This is a genomic window from Hydrogenophaga sp. NH-16 (assembly GCF_004006415.1).
In the GTDB taxonomy this organism is placed as follows: Bacteria; Pseudomonadota; Gammaproteobacteria; order Burkholderiales; family Burkholderiaceae_C; genus Hydrogenophaga; species Hydrogenophaga pseudoflava.
Window position 1 is genome coordinate 4,557,624 of record NZ_CP029344.1, and the last position, 14,219, is coordinate 4,571,842.

A 14,219-nucleotide genomic window follows, 5' to 3' on the forward strand; every position below is an offset into this window, starting at 1 on the left:
GTGCAGGCCTAGGATTTGCCCCACGGTCCGACACCCGGGCCACGACAGGCCCGCCCGATGGCCTGCGCCACACTGGAGACACGCCATGACCACCTTCCGTTTCCCGCCCCTGCGCCGCGCCGCCTGCGCCGCCGCCCTCGCATTCGCCTTGCCGGCCGCCATGGCCTGGACCGACAAGCCGGTTCGCATGCTGGTGCCCGCGCCGGCCGGCGGCACCATGGACGTTGTGGCCCGCATCGTGGCCGACCAGCTTGCGGCCGACATCGGCCAGCCGGTGGTGGTGGAGAACAAGCCCGGCGCCGGCGGCGCCATCGCGGTGCAGGCCATGCTGGCCGCGCCGCCCGACGGCCACACCATCATGATGACGGCGAGCAACATCCTCACCGAGATCCCGCACGTCATGAAGACGGCCTTCGACCCGCTCAAGGACGTCAAGCCGGTGACCGCCATCGCCCGCGCCACCATGGTCATGGTGGGGGCACCCACCGTGCCGGCCAAGGACGTCAAGGGTGTGGTGGCCTGGGTCAAGGCCAACCCCGGCAAGGTCAGCTTCGCGTCGTACAGCACGGGCACCAGCTCGCACTACGCCGGCATGATCCTGAACCAGAAGGCCGGGCTGGACATGCAGCACGTGCCCTTCGCAGGCTCGCCGCCCGCGCTGGCACAGCTCATGGGTGGCCAGGTGCAACTGATGTTCGACGGCATGGCCACCTCCAAGAAGATGGTCGAGGCCGGCAAGATCCAGGCCTTCGGCGTCGCCGGGAAAAAGCGCTCACCGCACCTGCCCAACGTGCCCACCATGGCCGAACAGGGTTACCCCGACCTCGACTTCACCAACTGGGTCGGCATCATCGTGGCCAGCAGCGTGCCACCCGCCCTGGTGCAGAAGATCAATGCCGCGGTGGACAAGACGGCGGCCTCGCCCAAGGTGCGCGACCGCCTGCTGGGAGCGGGCTTCGATGCGGGTGGCGACGAGACCGCCGAGCAGATGGCGCAGTCGCTGCGCGCCGACTTCGAGCGCAACGCGGCCATCGTCAAGGCCTTCGACATCAAGCTCAACCAGTGAGCCTGCCGGTGCCCACCATGAGCACGCCCCTCGCGCCTGCGCGCTGGCCCCGGCTGCGCGCCCAGGTGGCCGAGCTCGGCCCCGGTATCACCCTCAGCGCGGTGGTGGCGGTGGCCGCCATGGCCCTGGGCGCCCACTACGGCGCGCCGGTGATGCTGTTCGCGCTGCTGCTGGGCATGGCGCTGAACTTCCTCTCCACCGAGGGCAAGGCCGGCCCCGGCATCCAGTTCACCGCGCGCACCCTGCTGCGCCTGGGTGTGGCCCTGCTGGGGCTGCGCATCACGGTGGCGCAGGTGGCGGCGCTGGGCTGGTCGCCGGTGCTGATGGTGCTGGTCTCGGTGGCCGCGACGATTGCGGTGGGCATGGTGCTGGCGCGGCTGATGGGCTTCCGCCTGTTCTTCGGCCTGCTCACCGGCGGCGCGGTGGCGATCTGCGGCGCGTCGGCGGCGCTGGCCCTGTCGGCGGCCATGCCCGCGCACCCGCTCAAGGAGCGCGCCACCCTGTTCACCGTGATCGGCGTGAGCACGCTCTCGACCCTGGCCATGGTGCTCTACCCCATGCTTACCCACGCGCTGGACATGCCGCCGGTGATGGCCGGTTTCTTCATCGGCGGCACCATCCACGACGTGGCCCAGGTGGTCGGCGCTGGCTACAGCCTCTCGCACGAGGCGGGCGATGCGGCGACGCTGGTCAAGCTGATGCGGGTGGCCATGCTGCTGCCGGTGATCGCGCTGGCCGCGGTGCTGGCGCGGCGCTACGAGCGCGCGCAGGGCGGCGATGTGCCGGCCGGTCCACGCCCACCGCTGCTGCCCTGGTTCGCGGTGGCCTTCGCGGTGCTGGTGCTGGTCAACAGCAGCGGCTGGCTGCCAGCGGCGCTGGTGCAGGCGGGGCAGGGCACGTCGCAGTTCCTGCTGGTGGCCTCGATGGCGGCCATCGGCATGAAGACCCAGCTGCGCGAGATCGTCACCGTGGGCTGGAAGCCGGTGGCGCTGATGGTGCTGGAGACCGCCTTCCTGGCGGGGCTGTTCTGCGGGCTGCTGCAGCTGTCGTAGCCCGGCGCCGCGTACCCGGCCCACTACACTTCCGGGTTCACACGGAAGGGGAACCCCATGGGCGCGCAATGGAAAGCCAAGCACAAGGACATCGCGGCGAACGCGAAAGGCAAGCTGTTCGGCAAGCTGGTCAAGGACATCATCATTGCGGCCCGCAACGGCGCCGACCCCGCGGCCAACGCCCGCCTTCGCCTGGTGGTCGAACAGGCGCGCAAGGTGTCCATGCCCAAGGACACGCTGGAGCGCGCCATCAAGAAAGGCGCCGGCCTCACGGGTGAGGCGGTGCACTACGAACACGTGATCTACGAAGGCTTTGCGCCGCACCGCGTGCCGGTGATGGTGGAGTGCCTGACCGACAACGTGAACCGCACCGCGCCCGAGATGCGCGTGCTGTTCCGCAAGGGCCAGCTGGGCACCAGCGGCTCGGTGTCCTGGGACTTCGACCACGTCGGCATCATCGAAGCCGAAGCCACGAACAAGGACGCCGACGCCGAAGTGGCTGCCATCGAGGCCGGCGCGCAGGACTTCGAGCCCGCCGACGACGAGGGCGTGTGCGTGTTCCTCACCGACCCGACCGACCTCGACCTCGTGAGCCGTGCGCTGCCCGCCCAGGGCTTCACCGTGCTGTCGGCCAAGCTGGGCTACAAGCCCAAGAACCCGGTGGACCCGGCCAGCCTGAGCGCCGAGGCGCTGGAGGAGGTGGAGGCCTTTCTGGCGGCGCTGGACGAACACGACGACGTGCAGAACATCTTCGCCGGGCTGGACGGCTGATGATCTGGCGGCTCGTCCGGTGGACCGGCATCGCGCTGCTGGTGCTGCTGGTCGGTGTGCCGGTGGTGTTCGCCATCGCCTTCCTGGGCATCCAGGAGGCGAGCGAGCGCCAGTGGCTGGGCCAGGCGCCGCAGCACGCCGCCATCGACGTGCGCTCGCGCGAGCCGCACGCGGTGGCCCTGCTGGACGTGGGTTTCGACTCGCTGGCCGCGCGCCTGAAGCTGATTGAGGAAGCGAAGCAGTCCATCGAGCTGGAGTTCTTCATCTACGAACTCGACGAGTCCAGCCGCCTGATCAGCCAGGCGCTGGCGCGCAAGGCGGCGCAGGGTGTGAAAGTGCGCATCCTGGTGGATTTCGCGATGCCGGTGTTCAAGCTGGCGCCGCAGGTGGCGCGCACGCTGGAGCAGGCGGGTGTGCAGGTGCGCTACTACAACACCTCGGGCATCGCGCGCTTCTTCGCCATGCAGCACCGCACCCACCGCAAGCTGCTGGTGGTGGACCGGCAGAAGGCCATCATCGGCGGCCGCAACATCGGCAACGACTACTTCGACCTGTCCACCCACTACAACTTCCTCGACAGCGACCTGCTGATCCAGGGGCCGATCGCGGGCGCCATCGTCGACAGCTTCGAGCTGTACTGGGCGTCGGACTGGGTGACCGAGCCCAAGGACATCGCGGTGGACGAGACCGATGCGCCCCGCATCAACCTGCTGGGCAACCGCACGGTGGCCGAAGAGCGCATCAGCGCCGAGCTGCGCCAGCACACCGCGGCGCCGCGGTTCAGCACCTGCCGCGACACGCACTTCGTCACCGACTACCCCGGCTCGGGCGTGGAGCGGCGCAAGGTCTACACGGCGATTGCCTCGCTGGTGCAGGAGGCGAAGCAGCACATCGTGGTCGAGAGCCCGTATCTGGTGCTGCGCGACGACGGCGTGGCGCTGATGCAGGGGGTGCTGCAGCGTGGCGTGAAGCTGCAGTTCCTCACCAACACCCTGCATTCCACCGACGCGTTCTACGCCGTGGCCAGCCTGGCCGATTCGCTGGACCGCTTCGCGCAGGCGAACCTGGAGGTCTGGGGCTACGACGGCCGGCCGCTGAAGCAGAACGCCCGCCCGCCCGCGTCCGAGCGTTGGGGCGTGCACGGCAAGCGCGCCGTGTTCGACGACCGCACCGTGGTGGTGGGCACCTACAACATGGACCCGCGCTCGGCCAACCTCAACTCGGAACTGATCGTGATCTGCCGCAACAACCCCGAGCTGGCCGCGGCCATGACGGCGAGCCTGAAGGCACGGCTGGCGCAGTCGCGCGCCATCACCGGCGCGCCGGGCGCGCGCGGCTACGACGCGCTGATCGAGGGCGCGGACCCGGACACCATCTTCCAGATGCGCATGGTCCGCCCCTTCGCCAGCTTCCTGGACTTCCTGCTGTAGCCGCCGCTCAGGCCGTGGCGCGCTGCTCGCCCAGGCGGCCGTCGCGGAAATCGGCCAGCGCCTGGTAGATCTCGTCGGTGGTGTTCATCACGAACGGGCCGTACTGGGCGATGGGTTCGTTCAGCGGCCGGCCGGCGATCAGCAGCACCCTGGCGTCGGCCGAGGCCTCGATGCGCACACCGTCGCTGGCCGGGTCGTTGGCCAGCAGCGCCATGCGCTGCACCGGCACCGCCGTGCCGTTCACGCTCACCTCGCCGCGGTAGACGTAGACGAAGGCGTTGTGCGTGCCCGGCAGCGCCTGCTCGAAGTGCGAGCCGGCGGCCAGGTGCAGGTCCAGGTACAGCGGCTGCGTGCCCTCGCGCGTCACCGCACCGGTCACGCCGTGGCTCTCACCGGCGATCACCGTCACCGCCACGCCTTCGGGCGTGGTGAACTGCGGCAGGTCGGCGTTGGCAAAGTCGCGGTACCAGGGCGGGCACAGCTTGTCGCGCGCAGGCAGGTTCAGCCAGAGCTGGAAGCCTTCCATCAGGCCTTCTTCCTGCTGCGGAATCTCGGAGTGGATCACGCCGTGGCCGGCGGTCATCCACTGCACGCCGCCGTTTTCCAGCAGGCCTTCGTGGCCGGCGCTGTCGCGGTGCAGCATGCGGCCCGCGATCATGTAGGTCACGGTCTCGAAGCCGCGGTGCGGGTGGTCCGGGAAGCCGGCGATGTAGTCGTCGGCCCGGTCGCTGCCGAAGGCGTCGAGCATGAGGAACGGGTCCAGCCGGCGCTGCAGGTTCTGCGTCAGCACGCGGGTGAGCTTGACGCCCGCACCGTCGGAGGTGGGTATGCCGGCCACCAGCCGCTCGACGCGGCGGGGCTGCTGCAGGCGGGGGGTGAGGGTGGCGGTCATGGTGGTCTCCTGAAGGTGCGGGGTGTCAAAGAAGCGGCCACCCCGCGCAGCCGCAGTGCAGGCGTGCGCTCAGCCGATGGCGGCGGCCAGGTCGGCCTCGGCCTGGGCAAAGCCCTTGGCGGCGGCCTCGGGGCCCATGTTCAGGCCTTCGGCGTAGATCAAGCGCACATCGGTCAGGCCCAGGAAGCCCAGCACGGTCTTCAGGTAGGGCGTCTGGCTGTCGTGCGGCTGGTCGCGGTAGAGGCCGCCGCGGGCCAGCGCCAGGTACACCGTCTTGCCCTTGACCAGGCCCTCGGGGCCCTTCTCGGTGTAGCGGAAGGTCACGCCGGCGCGGGCGACCGCGTCGATCCAGGCCTTGAGCTGCACCGGCACGCCGAAGTTGTACATCGGCACGCCCAGCACGACGGCGTCGTGCGCCTGCAGTTCGGCGATCAGCGCGTCGTACTCGGCCACCACGGCGGCCTGTTCGGCGCTGCGCTGCTCGGCGGGGGTGAACAGGGCGCCCAGGGCGGTCTCGTCCAGCACGGTCACGGGCGTGGTGCCCAGGTCGCGCAGGGTGACGGTGCTGCCCGGGTGGGCGGCCACCAGGCGCTCGCTCACGCTGTTGGCGAGCTTGGTGGAATTGCCGGCTTCGCGGCGGGGGCTGGCGTTGATCTGCAGAATCTTCATGGCGGGCTCCTGGGAGTTGGGTGATTCGGAAACGGTCAGTAGTTGACCGATGGACTCGACTTTATGGGTTGTGAATCCTTTTGAAAATCCGTCGAAATGGATAGGATTGTTCCTATGGTGGAACAATCATTGCGCGAATGTGGCCCCGACGCCATCGAACCGACCGATCTGCTCATCTTTGCCCGGGTGGCCGAGCTGGGCAGCTTCAGCCAGGCCGCCGTGCGCCTGGGCCTGCCCAAATCCACCGTCTCACGCCGCGTGGCCGCGCTGGAACGGCTGATGGGGGAGCGCCTGCTGCTGCGCACCACGCGCCGCCAGTCGCTCACCGAGTTCGGCCTGCAGCTGCTGGAACACGCCCGGCAGGTGGTGGCCGAACTGGAGGCGGTGCACAGCCTGCGCGAGCAGCGCCGTGCCGCGCCCAGCGGCCGGCTGCGCGTGTCCATGCCCAGCGATTTCGCCAACCTGATGCTGGCCGACAGCCTGGCCGCCTTCACCGCGCTGCACCCGGCGATCACGCTCGACCTGGACCTCTCGCCGCGTCGGGTCGACCTGCTGGGTGAGGGTTTCGACGTGGTGGTGCGCATGGGCGAACTGCCCGACGACAACCTGCTGGTGGCCACGCGGCTCGCGGTGTTTGCCAACGGGCTGTATGCCGCGCCAGGCTACCTGCAAGCGCGTGGCGAGCCACAGCACCCCGACGATCTGGCCGGCCACACGGCGCTGCGGCTGATGCGCGGCAACGGCGAGCCGGCCGTCTGGCCGCTGAGCCGCGGCAGCGAGCGCTGGTCGGCGGTGCCGCGCGGGCAGGTCAGCGCCAACTCGCCAGAGTTGCTGATGCGCATGGCGCGCGCCGGCGCCGGCATCGCCGCGCTGCCCAACCATTTCGCCGAAGAAGCGGTGAACGCCGGCCAGCTGCGCCGCGTGCTGCCCGACTGGTGCCTGCCCGAAGCGCCGGCCTGGGCGGTCTACCCAGGGCGCAAGCTGGTGCCGCCCAAGACCCGCGCGTTCGTGGACATGCTCAAGGCCGCGCTGGCGCGCTGCGACATGGCGCGCATTCCCCCTTCCAACCTCACCCAGGAGACACCATGACCCACCGCGGACAAGCCCAGCTCGCCATCTGGAGCGACATCGAACCCGGCCAGGAAACCGACTACCTGCACTGGCTCACGCGCGAGCACGTGCTGGAGCGCGTCGGCGTCGACGGCTTTCTCTCGGGTCGCGTGTTCCGCGCCGAGGCCGGTGGCAAGCGCCGCTTCTTCATTACCTACGAGCTGCAGGACGCTGGCGTGCTGGCCGGCCTCTCGTACCTCGCCCGGCTGAACGCGCCCACGCCCTGGTCGCAGCGCACCATGCCCATCCTGCAGAACTTTGCGCGCGGCGGCGGGCCGGTGGTGGCAAGGGCGGGGTTGGGCAATGGATCGGTGGTGGCGCCGCTGCGGTTGGACCTTGCCGCGGCGGGCCTGCAAGACGCTGGCGCGCAGCAAGCGCTGGTGCAGAAAGTCGCGGGGCTGGACGCTGTGGCCCAGGTCTGGCTGATGCAGGTGGACGCGGCCGGCACTGGCGTGCAGACCAAGGAGAAGTCCATGCGCCGCAGCGTGGAGGGTGTGTTCGACGGCGTGCTGGTGGTCGAGGCGCTGCACGCGGCAGGCGCGCAGGCGGCGCTGGACGGGCTGCTGGGTCGTGAACTGGCGGGCGCCGGGGTGAGCGACCCGCAGCTGTTCAGCGCCAGCTTCCAGCTTGACCGGCGGCTGGCCGGGCTGGATGGCGCCAACTGAGCAGGCTCAGTTCGCCGGCGCCGACATCGTCAGCTGCAGCGGTCCGTACCAGGCCGTGACCGCGGCGCCCGAGTTGTTCGAATCGGTCATCAGGCCCAGGCCGATCATCGGCCCCGGCGCCTCGCCGAAGGCCAGCCGGAAATCGGCCTCCACGTCGCGGTCGAAGTCCACCCACTGGTTCAGCCGCGCTGGTCCCGACTCCACCACGATCTGGCGGATGCGCCCGGTGTAGGGGTTGGGAATCACCGTGCCGGCGGGGTAGCGGTTGTCCCACACATACATGATCGACGCGTAGGGCAGGGGCTTGCCGGCGATCAGGCCCGACAGCTCCGAGACGATGTGGTCGCGCGCCTTCCAGGTGCCGTTGTGGCGGTCGCCGTCGAAGCTCAGGATCAGCCGCGCCACCGAATCGTCCTCGCCCTTTTCGCCCAGATTAAACGCCGGGTTCAGCGCCGGCACGAACAGCGAGAAGTGCAGGCGCTTGGCCTGCGCGCCGGGGGCGGGCTTGAGCAGCAGGTTCAGCGTGCTGTTGGAGCCCATGGCCTCGGCCCGCACGGCCGGCCGACCTTCGTGTTCGGTGGCCTGGTAGCGCGTGGGGCGGCGGCTCATGAAGACCTGGTGTTCCCAGGGCGTGGCCGGCGCGGCGCCGTCGATGTGGTTGCTGGCCTGCCAGGCTGTGCCGTCGAGGATCACCGGGCGCTGCTTGGGGCTGGCCTCGTCGGCCTCCGCGGTGGTGTCGTCGGTTCCGTCGGCAGAGGGCGTGGGGGCGGTGGCGCAGGCGCTCAGAAAAAGGGCCAGCAGGGAGGCCCAGAGGCGGGGCGAGCGCGGGGAGAGAGCAGAAGACATGAAAGACGCGTGAGGCAGCGGCGAAAAAGCCGGGGCATATTGTGACGCCGCGGTGCGGGTGGCATGGGTTACGAGTTGTGCCGCCCGGTGGCCGCCCACCCTACAGGCGCTCCAGCCCCACCAGCGCCGCGTGCTGCAGCAGCATGATGGTCTTGCCGTCCTGGATCTCGCCGCGGCCGATCATGGCCAGCGCCCGGTCCAGCGGCAGCTCCAGCACCTCGATGTCCTCGCCCTCATGGGCGTTGCCGCCGCCATCGCCCACGCGGTCACCGGGCTCGTATTCCGCCACGAAGAAGTGCAGTCGCTCGGTGACAGAGCCTGGGCTCATGAAGGCCTCGAACACCTTGCGCGGCATGCGCACCGCAAACCCGGTTTCTTCCTGCACCTCGCGCCGGATGGCGACCTCCGGTGCCTCGTTGTCCAGCAGGCCGGCGCAGGCTTCCACCAGCATGCCGTCGGCCAGGCCGTTGGCGTAGGCCGGAAAACGGAACTGGCGGGTGAGCACCACCGTGCCCCGCGCCCGGTTGAACAGCAGCAGGGCCGCGCCATCGCCGCGGTCGTAGGTTTCGCGCTGCAGCCGCTGCCAGCGCCCGTTGCTGTGGCGGTAGTCGAAGGTCGTCTTCTTCAGCACGAACCAGTCGTCGGCCAGCACGCGCTGTTCGACGATGCGCACGCGCTCGTTCGCGGGCAGCGGGATCTCTCGGTGGTGGGGTCTGGTCATTGTTTAACTTCGTGCAGTGTCGTGTAATATCGTGCAATCGTAGCGCGCCCGACTTCATTGCACAAGACATCGCAAGAGACGCTCCAAAAGAGGCTCCACATGCTCACCGCCCAGCGCAAACAGCTCATCCTCAGCCGCCTCGCCACGCATGGTCAGATCGTGGCCGGGGAGCTGGCTGTGGAACTCGGCACCTCGGAAGACACCATCCGCCGCGACCTGCGCGAGCTGGCGCAACAAGGCAAGTTGCAGCGCGTGCACGGCGGGGCGCTGCCTGCGTCCGCGGCCACCGGCGACCTGCGGGTGAGGCAACAGGTGTCGTCCGATGAGAAGCAGGCGCTGGGGCGTTTCGGCGCGCAGCTCATCAAGCCCGGCCAGGTGGTCATGCTCGACGGCGGCACCACCGCCATCCAGGTTGCGCGGCAGCTGCCGGCCGACCTGCGCGCCACGGTGATCACCCACAGCCCCAACGTGGCCGTGGAGCTGGCCGCGCACCGGCACGTGGACATCATCGTGCTTGGCGGGCGCCTGTTCCGCCACTCCATGGTGAACGTCGGCGCGTCGGTCATCGAAGCCGCCTCGCGCTTCCGGGCCGACCTGTTCTTCCTGGGCGTGACCGGCGTGCACCCCGAGGCGGGGCTCAGCACCGGCGACGCCGAAGAGGCCGACGTGAAGCGCGCGCTGCACGCCCGCGCGGCGGAGACGGTGGTGCTCGCGTCCAGCGAGAAGCTGCTCAGCGCATCGGCCTTCGTCATCGCGCCGATGAAGGCGCTGTCACTGCTGGTGGTGCCGGACGGCACGCCCGCAAAGACCGTGAATACGCTGCGGGCGGGGGGCGTGGCGGTGCAGAAGGCTGATTGAAAAGGTGTTGATCGACAGCGAGCGTATGTCGATTCCAGCAGGTGTGGTTCGTCGTGTGGAGAGCCTGGCGCTCAACCCGCACACCACCAAGGAGAGAACCCCGTGCCCAAGATGATCTTTGTCAGCCTCCCAGTGGCAAACCTCGAAACTTCCGTGGCCTTCTACAAGGCCCTGGGCTTCGAGCGAAACCCGCAATTCAGCGACGACTCCGCCGCCTGCATGGTGTGGAGCGAGGCGATCTGCGTGATGCTCATCACGCACGCAAAGTGGCGCACGTTCACGCAGCGACCATTCCCTCCGGCCGGAACCGCCGGATTGATGCTCTCGCTGGCCCTGGACAGCCGTGACGCTGTGGACGCGATGAACCAGGCCGCCGCGGCACACGGTGGGCAAGCCGACGTGAACCCGGCGGAAGACACAGGCTTCATGTACACGCGCGATCTGGCCGACCCCGACGGGCACCTGTGGGCCGCGCTCTGGATGGACCCGGCCGCAATACCGCACGCAGATCAGCGCTGACCCCGGTGGTGCAGAAGGCTGATGCGTCTTTGGCCTGACCTTCCGCATCAAACGGGCACCTCCGTGCGGCCGGTCTACATGCGGTAGCGGTTGACGTACTCCTGCGGTGTCAGGCCAGTCGCCGCCTTGAAGCTGCGCCGGAACCCCGACTCGTCCGCGAAGCCCAACGTGTGGCTCACCTGGGCCGCGCTGCACCCGCTGTGCAGCAGGTGTTCGCCCGCCTGGTGCAGCTTGACCAGCCGCACGAAGCGACCCACCGGCATGCCCGCGAGGTCGTTCACCTTGCGCGCGAGGGTTCGCGAAGAGCAGGCGAGCGATCGGGACAACACCTCCAGTGTGGTGTGGGTGGCAGGCAGGCGCTCGACCAGCTGGCGAAGGCGTGCCAGGAATGGATCGGTTCCGTGCAGGGTCAGCATGGCGTCGAAGACGCTCGCCGCGGGCTGCGGGCGTGGCAACACCATCAGGCGCTGAACGTCCCGCCAGGCCTCGGGGCTGATGCGCTGTTCCATCTGCTCGCTCAGGATGGACAGGTAGCCGTGCACGCCAGAGGCGGTGGCCAGGTTCGGGCCGCTGACCATCGGTTGCTGCCATTGCCAGTTCACCGACGGATGCCGTTGCGACAGCACTGGCGCCATCCACCAGGTGCCGGTGGCGGACTTCCCGTCGAGCCGGCCACTGGCGGCGGCAAGCGCCACGCCGGTGCACCAGGTCCACAGCGGTACCTTGCGACCCAACGCCCTGAGCGACTGCTGCAGCGGCCGCAGTGTCGTCAGCCCCTGATCCAGTTGCGCCGGCGAACCTGCCCAGAAACCGGGCATCAGCAGGGCATCCCAGCGTTGCGCGTCCAGTGCCGCTTCCGCGCTCAACGACATACCGTGCGCACAGGCCACCGGCCCGCGCTTCAAACCCACCCAGTGCACCTTCCAGTGCCGGGCCCCTGAGCGCAGCGCCGCGGCGGACAAAAGATCCGCCGCCGCAAACAGCCCGGCCGGCATGCAGCCGGGGTAGATCAGCAGCCCCACATCGAATCGCGAAGGCGTTGGCATGAAATGACTCCATTGTGTCGTTTTGAGCCATGGTACGCCTAAGCCTGACTGCACAGAATGCAGGCCACTGAATGACCCGGAGAGAACCCTTGAAGATCACGCAGATACGCAACGCCACCCTGTTGGTTGAAATCGCCAACCACCGGGTGCTGGTTGATCCGATGCTGGCGCCGCAGGGCGCCCTGCCGTCACTGAAGTACCTCGTCGGACAGCGGCGCCGCAATCCCGTCGTGGCGCTGCCCGAGGGGGTCGACGCGCTGCTGGACAGCGCCACACACGCCCTGATCACCCATTGCCAGAAAGGACACTTCGACCACCTCGACCGGGCAGGCAAGCGCTGGCTGCGCGAACGCCAGCAGCCGGTGTTGTGCATGCCGGAAGACGAGGACTACCTGCGCACCCGGGGCTTGGCCGTGCAGGTGCTGAATGCCCACGAGTCGACCGAGGTGGCGGGCGGGCGCATCACGCCAGTGCCCTGCCTGCACGGTCGCGGGTGGGTCGGCAAGCTGATGGCGCACGGACACGGCTACATCATGGAATGGCCGGGCGAACCCACCCTCTATCTGGCGGGTGACACGGTGCTGACCGACGAGGTGTTCCGTGTCATGGCCGCCCTGCCGGCCGACTCGGTCAGCGTGCTGCCCGCTGGTGGCGCCGCCATGGACTTCGGCGGCGAACTGATCATGGACGCCGACCAGGCGCTGCGCGCCGCGGCGGGCGGGTGCGGGCATGTCGTGCTGAACCACCTGGAGGCACTGGACCACTGTCCCACCCGGCGCAGCGATCTGCGCCTGGAAGCGCGCCGGCGCGGGTTGCAGGACCGTGTGCAGGTTCCTGAAGATGGCGCTTGCCTCCGGTTCGATCTGCAGGGCCACGGACGGTGATGCCGGGCCGGGTGCTCGACGCGGTCAGCGTCCGCGCCGGTAGTGCAGGGCGACCGCGCCGCAGCGCAGCGGCTGTGCAGACACCAGCTCCAGCCGGCGCGTGCCGGGCAGGCCGCCCGCGTACAGCGCCGGGCCGTGACCGGCGATCCGGGGGTGAAGGAGAAAACGGTACTCGTCGATCAGGTCCAGCCGGTCGAGCGCGGTGGCGAGCAGGCCGCTGCCTAGCAGCACACCCTCCGGCGTGGCGTCCTTGAGCGCCTGCACACCGGTGCGCAGGTCACCGGCGGCGATGTGGTGGCTGTGGGTCCACGGAAAGTCGTTTCGCGTCGACGACACCACGTACTTCGGCTTGGCCTCCAGCTTCACCGCCCACTCGCGCACCGCGGGCGGCGCCTCGGTCTCGCCCCGGGCCACCGCCGGCCAGAAGCTTTCCATCATCTCGTAGGTGGTGCGGCCCCACAGCATCGCGCCGCTCTCGTCCATGAGGCGCGTGAAAAAGGCATGCGTCTCCTCGTCGGCAATGCCTTCCCGATGGTCGACGCAGCCGTCCAGGGTGAGGTTGAGGCTGAAGGTCAGGAGGCCCATGGTGGGCATCACGCCTTGGGCTGCGGCGCCACCACTGGCGGGCCTTCGAATTGCTCCAGCGATGGATCAACGCAAGCCCAACTGGGCGCACTGGCCACCCAGATGTTGGTGGTCGGCTTGACCGTCGATGGCTCGTCCAGCGTGCCCACCCGAACCACCGTCAGGCCCGGGCGACCACTGGAGTCGGAGAACAGTTGGGTGCCGCAGCTCGCGCAGAACCGGCGGGTCACCGTGTTGCCGCTGTCGGCTGTCTTCTCGTGCTGGCCCGGCGCTCCCGAGATCTGGATGGCATCGCTGGGGAAGATGACGTTGACCGTTCCGTTGGACGAGATCTTCTGGCAATCCCTGCACCAGCAGATCCTGGATGGGCCGGCCTCTGCGGTGATCTCATATCGAATCTCGCCACAGAGGCAACCGCCGGTGAATGACTTCATGTGAGCTCCTTGTCAGTCTCGAATTCGGCACCAGCGGCAGAGCCTACAGACCGCAAGCACATGCGTCTACCGGGCCAAGGTCTTGCGGAGCACACGGTTCTCATGGCCCACGCCATCGATGACGTACTCCGTCGTCCCGATGTCCCGGAAGCCGAGCGACTGGTAGAACGCCAGCGCCCTGTGGTTGCCGGCCCAGGCGGTGAGCCAGAGGGTGTCCAGACCCCGGGCGCGGGCCGACGCCTCGGCCTTGGCCAACAGGCTGCGCCCCAGACCACGGCGCAGGAACGGGCGCTGCACGTACAGCCGGAACACCTCGGCGCCGCGCACGTCTGGAACGGGACAGCTTGTGGCAAAGGAAATATCCACGAAACCCACCGTGTACCCGCCCGATGTGACGAGCAGCAACTCGACATCCGCGCCCCGCAGCCGCCGATCAAACACCTCGGCGGAGTAGACCGTGGCCACTTCCCGGGCGAGGGCCTCGTTGATCCCGTGGGTCGCGTAGGTGTCGAGGAAGACTTGGGTAGCGAGTGTGCGGAGGGGCAGGGAGTCAGCGGGTGTTGCGCGGCGGAATTCGAAGACTTCGAACATGGGTTTGGTGTGGTATCGGGCAGGAGCGGTCAATGTTCCGTCGCAGAGCAGCTGTTGAACGCAGTTTTGCCTCCGTGGTG

General features: G+C 68.9%; 17 protein-coding genes. 9 read left to right on the top strand and 8 right to left on the bottom strand.

Going from position 1 to position 14,219, the window contains the following annotated elements; all coding sequences use genetic code 11:
- The first annotated feature begins 85 nt into the window (after positions 1-85).
- From DD542_RS21975 to DD542_RS21990, 4 genes are read left to right on the top strand one after another with little or no spacing between them, the layout of a single operon-like run.
- Entirely contained in the window at positions 86-1,066 is a 981-nt protein-coding gene (locus DD542_RS21975; RefSeq protein WP_127807068.1) for a tripartite tricarboxylate transporter substrate binding protein, read from the top strand.
- A gap of 17 nt (positions 1,067-1,083) precedes the next feature.
- Positions 1,084-2,118, top strand: coding sequence for a putative sulfate exporter family transporter (locus DD542_RS21980; protein ID WP_127807069.1), 1,035 nt, complete (start codon positions 1,084-1,086; stop codon positions 2,116-2,118).
- 57 nt (positions 2,119-2,175) lie between these two features.
- Positions 2,176-2,889, top strand: coding sequence for a YebC/PmpR family DNA-binding transcriptional regulator (locus DD542_RS21985; protein WP_066155989.1), 714 nt, complete (start codon positions 2,176-2,178; stop codon positions 2,887-2,889).
- Positions 2,889-4,319 (top strand): phosphatidylserine/phosphatidylglycerophosphate/cardiolipin synthase family protein, encoded by a 1,431-nt coding sequence (locus DD542_RS21990; protein WP_127807070.1) that lies wholly within the window; start codon positions 2,889-2,891, stop codon positions 4,317-4,319. The genes DD542_RS21985 and DD542_RS21990 overlap by 1 nt, the downstream gene beginning before the upstream one ends.
- Positions 4,320-4,326: 7 nt before the next feature.
- Here the strand turns inward: DD542_RS21990 and DD542_RS21995 are convergent, their stop codons facing one another.
- Positions 4,327-5,211: a pirin family protein gene (locus tag DD542_RS21995; RefSeq protein ID WP_127807071.1), complete on the bottom strand. Its 885-nt coding sequence runs from the start codon at positions 5,209-5,211 to the stop codon at positions 4,327-4,329.
- A 69-nt stretch (positions 5,212-5,280) separates the two neighbouring features.
- Positions 5,281-5,880 (bottom strand): NAD(P)H-dependent oxidoreductase, encoded by a 600-nt coding sequence (locus tag DD542_RS22000; RefSeq protein ID WP_127807072.1) that lies wholly within the window; start codon positions 5,878-5,880, stop codon positions 5,281-5,283.
- A 114-nt stretch (positions 5,881-5,994) separates the two neighbouring features.
- Between DD542_RS22000 and DD542_RS22005 the strand changes: the two genes are divergently transcribed.
- Together DD542_RS22005 and DD542_RS22010 are read left to right on the top strand one after the other, a co-directional pair.
- Complete coding sequence (locus DD542_RS22005; RefSeq protein WP_241559622.1) at positions 5,995-6,969, top strand: LysR family transcriptional regulator; 975 nt, start codon at positions 5,995-5,997, stop codon at positions 6,967-6,969.
- Positions 6,966-7,655, top strand: a complete 690-nt coding sequence (locus DD542_RS22010; protein ID WP_127807074.1) for a DUF4286 family protein — start codon at positions 6,966-6,968, stop codon at positions 7,653-7,655. Before DD542_RS22005 ends, DD542_RS22010 begins: the two co-directional genes overlap by 4 nt.
- A gap of 6 nt (positions 7,656-7,661) precedes the next feature.
- Here DD542_RS22010 and DD542_RS22015 read toward each other — a convergent pair whose 3' ends face one another.
- Both DD542_RS22015 and DD542_RS22020 read right to left on the bottom strand, forming a co-directional pair.
- A complete protein-coding gene (locus DD542_RS22015) occupies positions 7,662-8,501 on the bottom strand; it encodes a DUF3047 domain-containing protein (RefSeq protein ID WP_127807075.1) in 840 nt (279 codons plus the stop codon).
- A 100-nt stretch (positions 8,502-8,601) separates the two neighbouring features.
- Positions 8,602-9,222: an NUDIX domain-containing protein gene (locus DD542_RS22020; protein ID WP_127807076.1), complete on the bottom strand. Its 621-nt coding sequence runs from the start codon at positions 9,220-9,222 to the stop codon at positions 8,602-8,604.
- Positions 9,223-9,321: 99 nt separating this feature from the next.
- Between DD542_RS22020 and DD542_RS22025 the strand changes: the two genes are divergently transcribed.
- Both DD542_RS22025 and DD542_RS22030 read left to right on the top strand, forming a co-directional pair.
- Positions 9,322-10,080: a DeoR/GlpR family DNA-binding transcription regulator gene (locus tag DD542_RS22025; protein ID WP_127807077.1), complete on the top strand. Its 759-nt coding sequence runs from the start codon at positions 9,322-9,324 to the stop codon at positions 10,078-10,080.
- Between the two features lie 102 nt (positions 10,081-10,182).
- Entirely contained in the window at positions 10,183-10,599 is a 417-nt protein-coding gene (locus tag DD542_RS22030) for a VOC family protein (protein ID WP_127807078.1), read from the top strand.
- Positions 10,600-10,673: 74 nt separating this feature from the next.
- On the opposite strand, the gene DD542_RS22035 is transcribed toward DD542_RS22030, so the two are convergent.
- Positions 10,674-11,645: a helix-turn-helix domain-containing protein gene (locus DD542_RS22035; protein ID WP_084397330.1), complete on the bottom strand. Its 972-nt coding sequence runs from the start codon at positions 11,643-11,645 to the stop codon at positions 10,674-10,676.
- A gap of 89 nt (positions 11,646-11,734) precedes the next feature.
- Between DD542_RS22035 and DD542_RS22040 the strand changes: the two genes are divergently transcribed.
- Positions 11,735-12,529, top strand: coding sequence for an MBL fold metallo-hydrolase (locus tag DD542_RS22040; RefSeq protein ID WP_127807079.1), 795 nt, complete (start codon positions 11,735-11,737; stop codon positions 12,527-12,529).
- Between the two features lie 24 nt (positions 12,530-12,553).
- On the opposite strand, the gene DD542_RS22045 is transcribed toward DD542_RS22040, so the two are convergent.
- The 3 genes from DD542_RS22045 to DD542_RS22055 form a co-directional block, all read right to left on the bottom strand.
- Positions 12,554-13,114 (bottom strand): dihydrofolate reductase family protein, encoded by a 561-nt coding sequence (locus tag DD542_RS22045; protein ID WP_127807080.1) that lies wholly within the window; start codon positions 13,112-13,114, stop codon positions 12,554-12,556.
- 8 nt (positions 13,115-13,122) lie between these two features.
- A complete protein-coding gene (locus tag DD542_RS22050) occupies positions 13,123-13,548 on the bottom strand; it encodes a GFA family protein (protein ID WP_127807081.1) in 426 nt (141 codons plus the stop codon).
- Positions 13,549-13,614: 66 nt separating this feature from the next.
- Positions 13,615-14,139 (bottom strand): GNAT family N-acetyltransferase, encoded by a 525-nt coding sequence (locus tag DD542_RS22055; RefSeq protein WP_127807082.1) that lies wholly within the window; start codon positions 14,137-14,139, stop codon positions 13,615-13,617.
- Between the last annotated feature and the right edge of the window lie 80 nt (positions 14,140-14,219).

Coding starts and splice junctions, on each gene's coding strand:
- DD542_RS22025 (WP_127807077.1), top strand. CDS start 9,322: ATGCTCACCGCCCAGCGCAAACAGCTCATCCTCAGCCGCCTCGCCACG.
- DD542_RS21985 (WP_066155989.1), top strand. CDS start 2,176: ATGGGCGCGCAATGGAAAGCCAAGCACAAGGACATCGCGGCGAACGCG.
- DD542_RS22010 (WP_127807074.1), top strand. CDS start 6,966: ATGACCCACCGCGGACAAGCCCAGCTCGCCATCTGGAGCGACATCGAA.
- DD542_RS22005 (WP_241559622.1), top strand. CDS start 5,995: ATGGTGGAACAATCATTGCGCGAATGTGGCCCCGACGCCATCGAACCG.
- DD542_RS22000 (WP_127807072.1), bottom strand. CDS start 5,880: ATGAAGATTCTGCAGATCAACGCCAGCCCCCGCCGCGAAGCCGGCAAT.
- DD542_RS21995 (WP_127807071.1), bottom strand. CDS start 5,211: ATGACCGCCACCCTCACCCCCCGCCTGCAGCAGCCCCGCCGCGTCGAG.
- DD542_RS21975 (WP_127807068.1), top strand. CDS start 86: ATGACCACCTTCCGTTTCCCGCCCCTGCGCCGCGCCGCCTGCGCCGCC.
- DD542_RS22020 (WP_127807076.1), bottom strand. CDS start 9,222: ATGACCAGACCCCACCACCGAGAGATCCCGCTGCCCGCGAACGAGCGC.
- DD542_RS22055 (WP_127807082.1), bottom strand. CDS start 14,139: ATGTTCGAAGTCTTCGAATTCCGCCGCGCAACACCCGCTGACTCCCTG.
- DD542_RS21990 (WP_127807070.1), top strand. CDS start 2,889: ATGATCTGGCGGCTCGTCCGGTGGACCGGCATCGCGCTGCTGGTGCTG.
- DD542_RS22050 (WP_127807081.1), bottom strand. CDS start 13,548: ATGAAGTCATTCACCGGCGGTTGCCTCTGTGGCGAGATTCGATATGAG.
- DD542_RS21980 (WP_127807069.1), top strand. CDS start 1,084: ATGAGCACGCCCCTCGCGCCTGCGCGCTGGCCCCGGCTGCGCGCCCAG.
- DD542_RS22015 (WP_127807075.1), bottom strand. CDS start 8,501: ATGTCTTCTGCTCTCTCCCCGCGCTCGCCCCGCCTCTGGGCCTCCCTG.
- DD542_RS22035 (WP_084397330.1), bottom strand. CDS start 11,645: ATGCCAACGCCTTCGCGATTCGATGTGGGGCTGCTGATCTACCCCGGC.
- DD542_RS22045 (WP_127807080.1), bottom strand. CDS start 13,114: ATGGGCCTCCTGACCTTCAGCCTCAACCTCACCCTGGACGGCTGCGTC.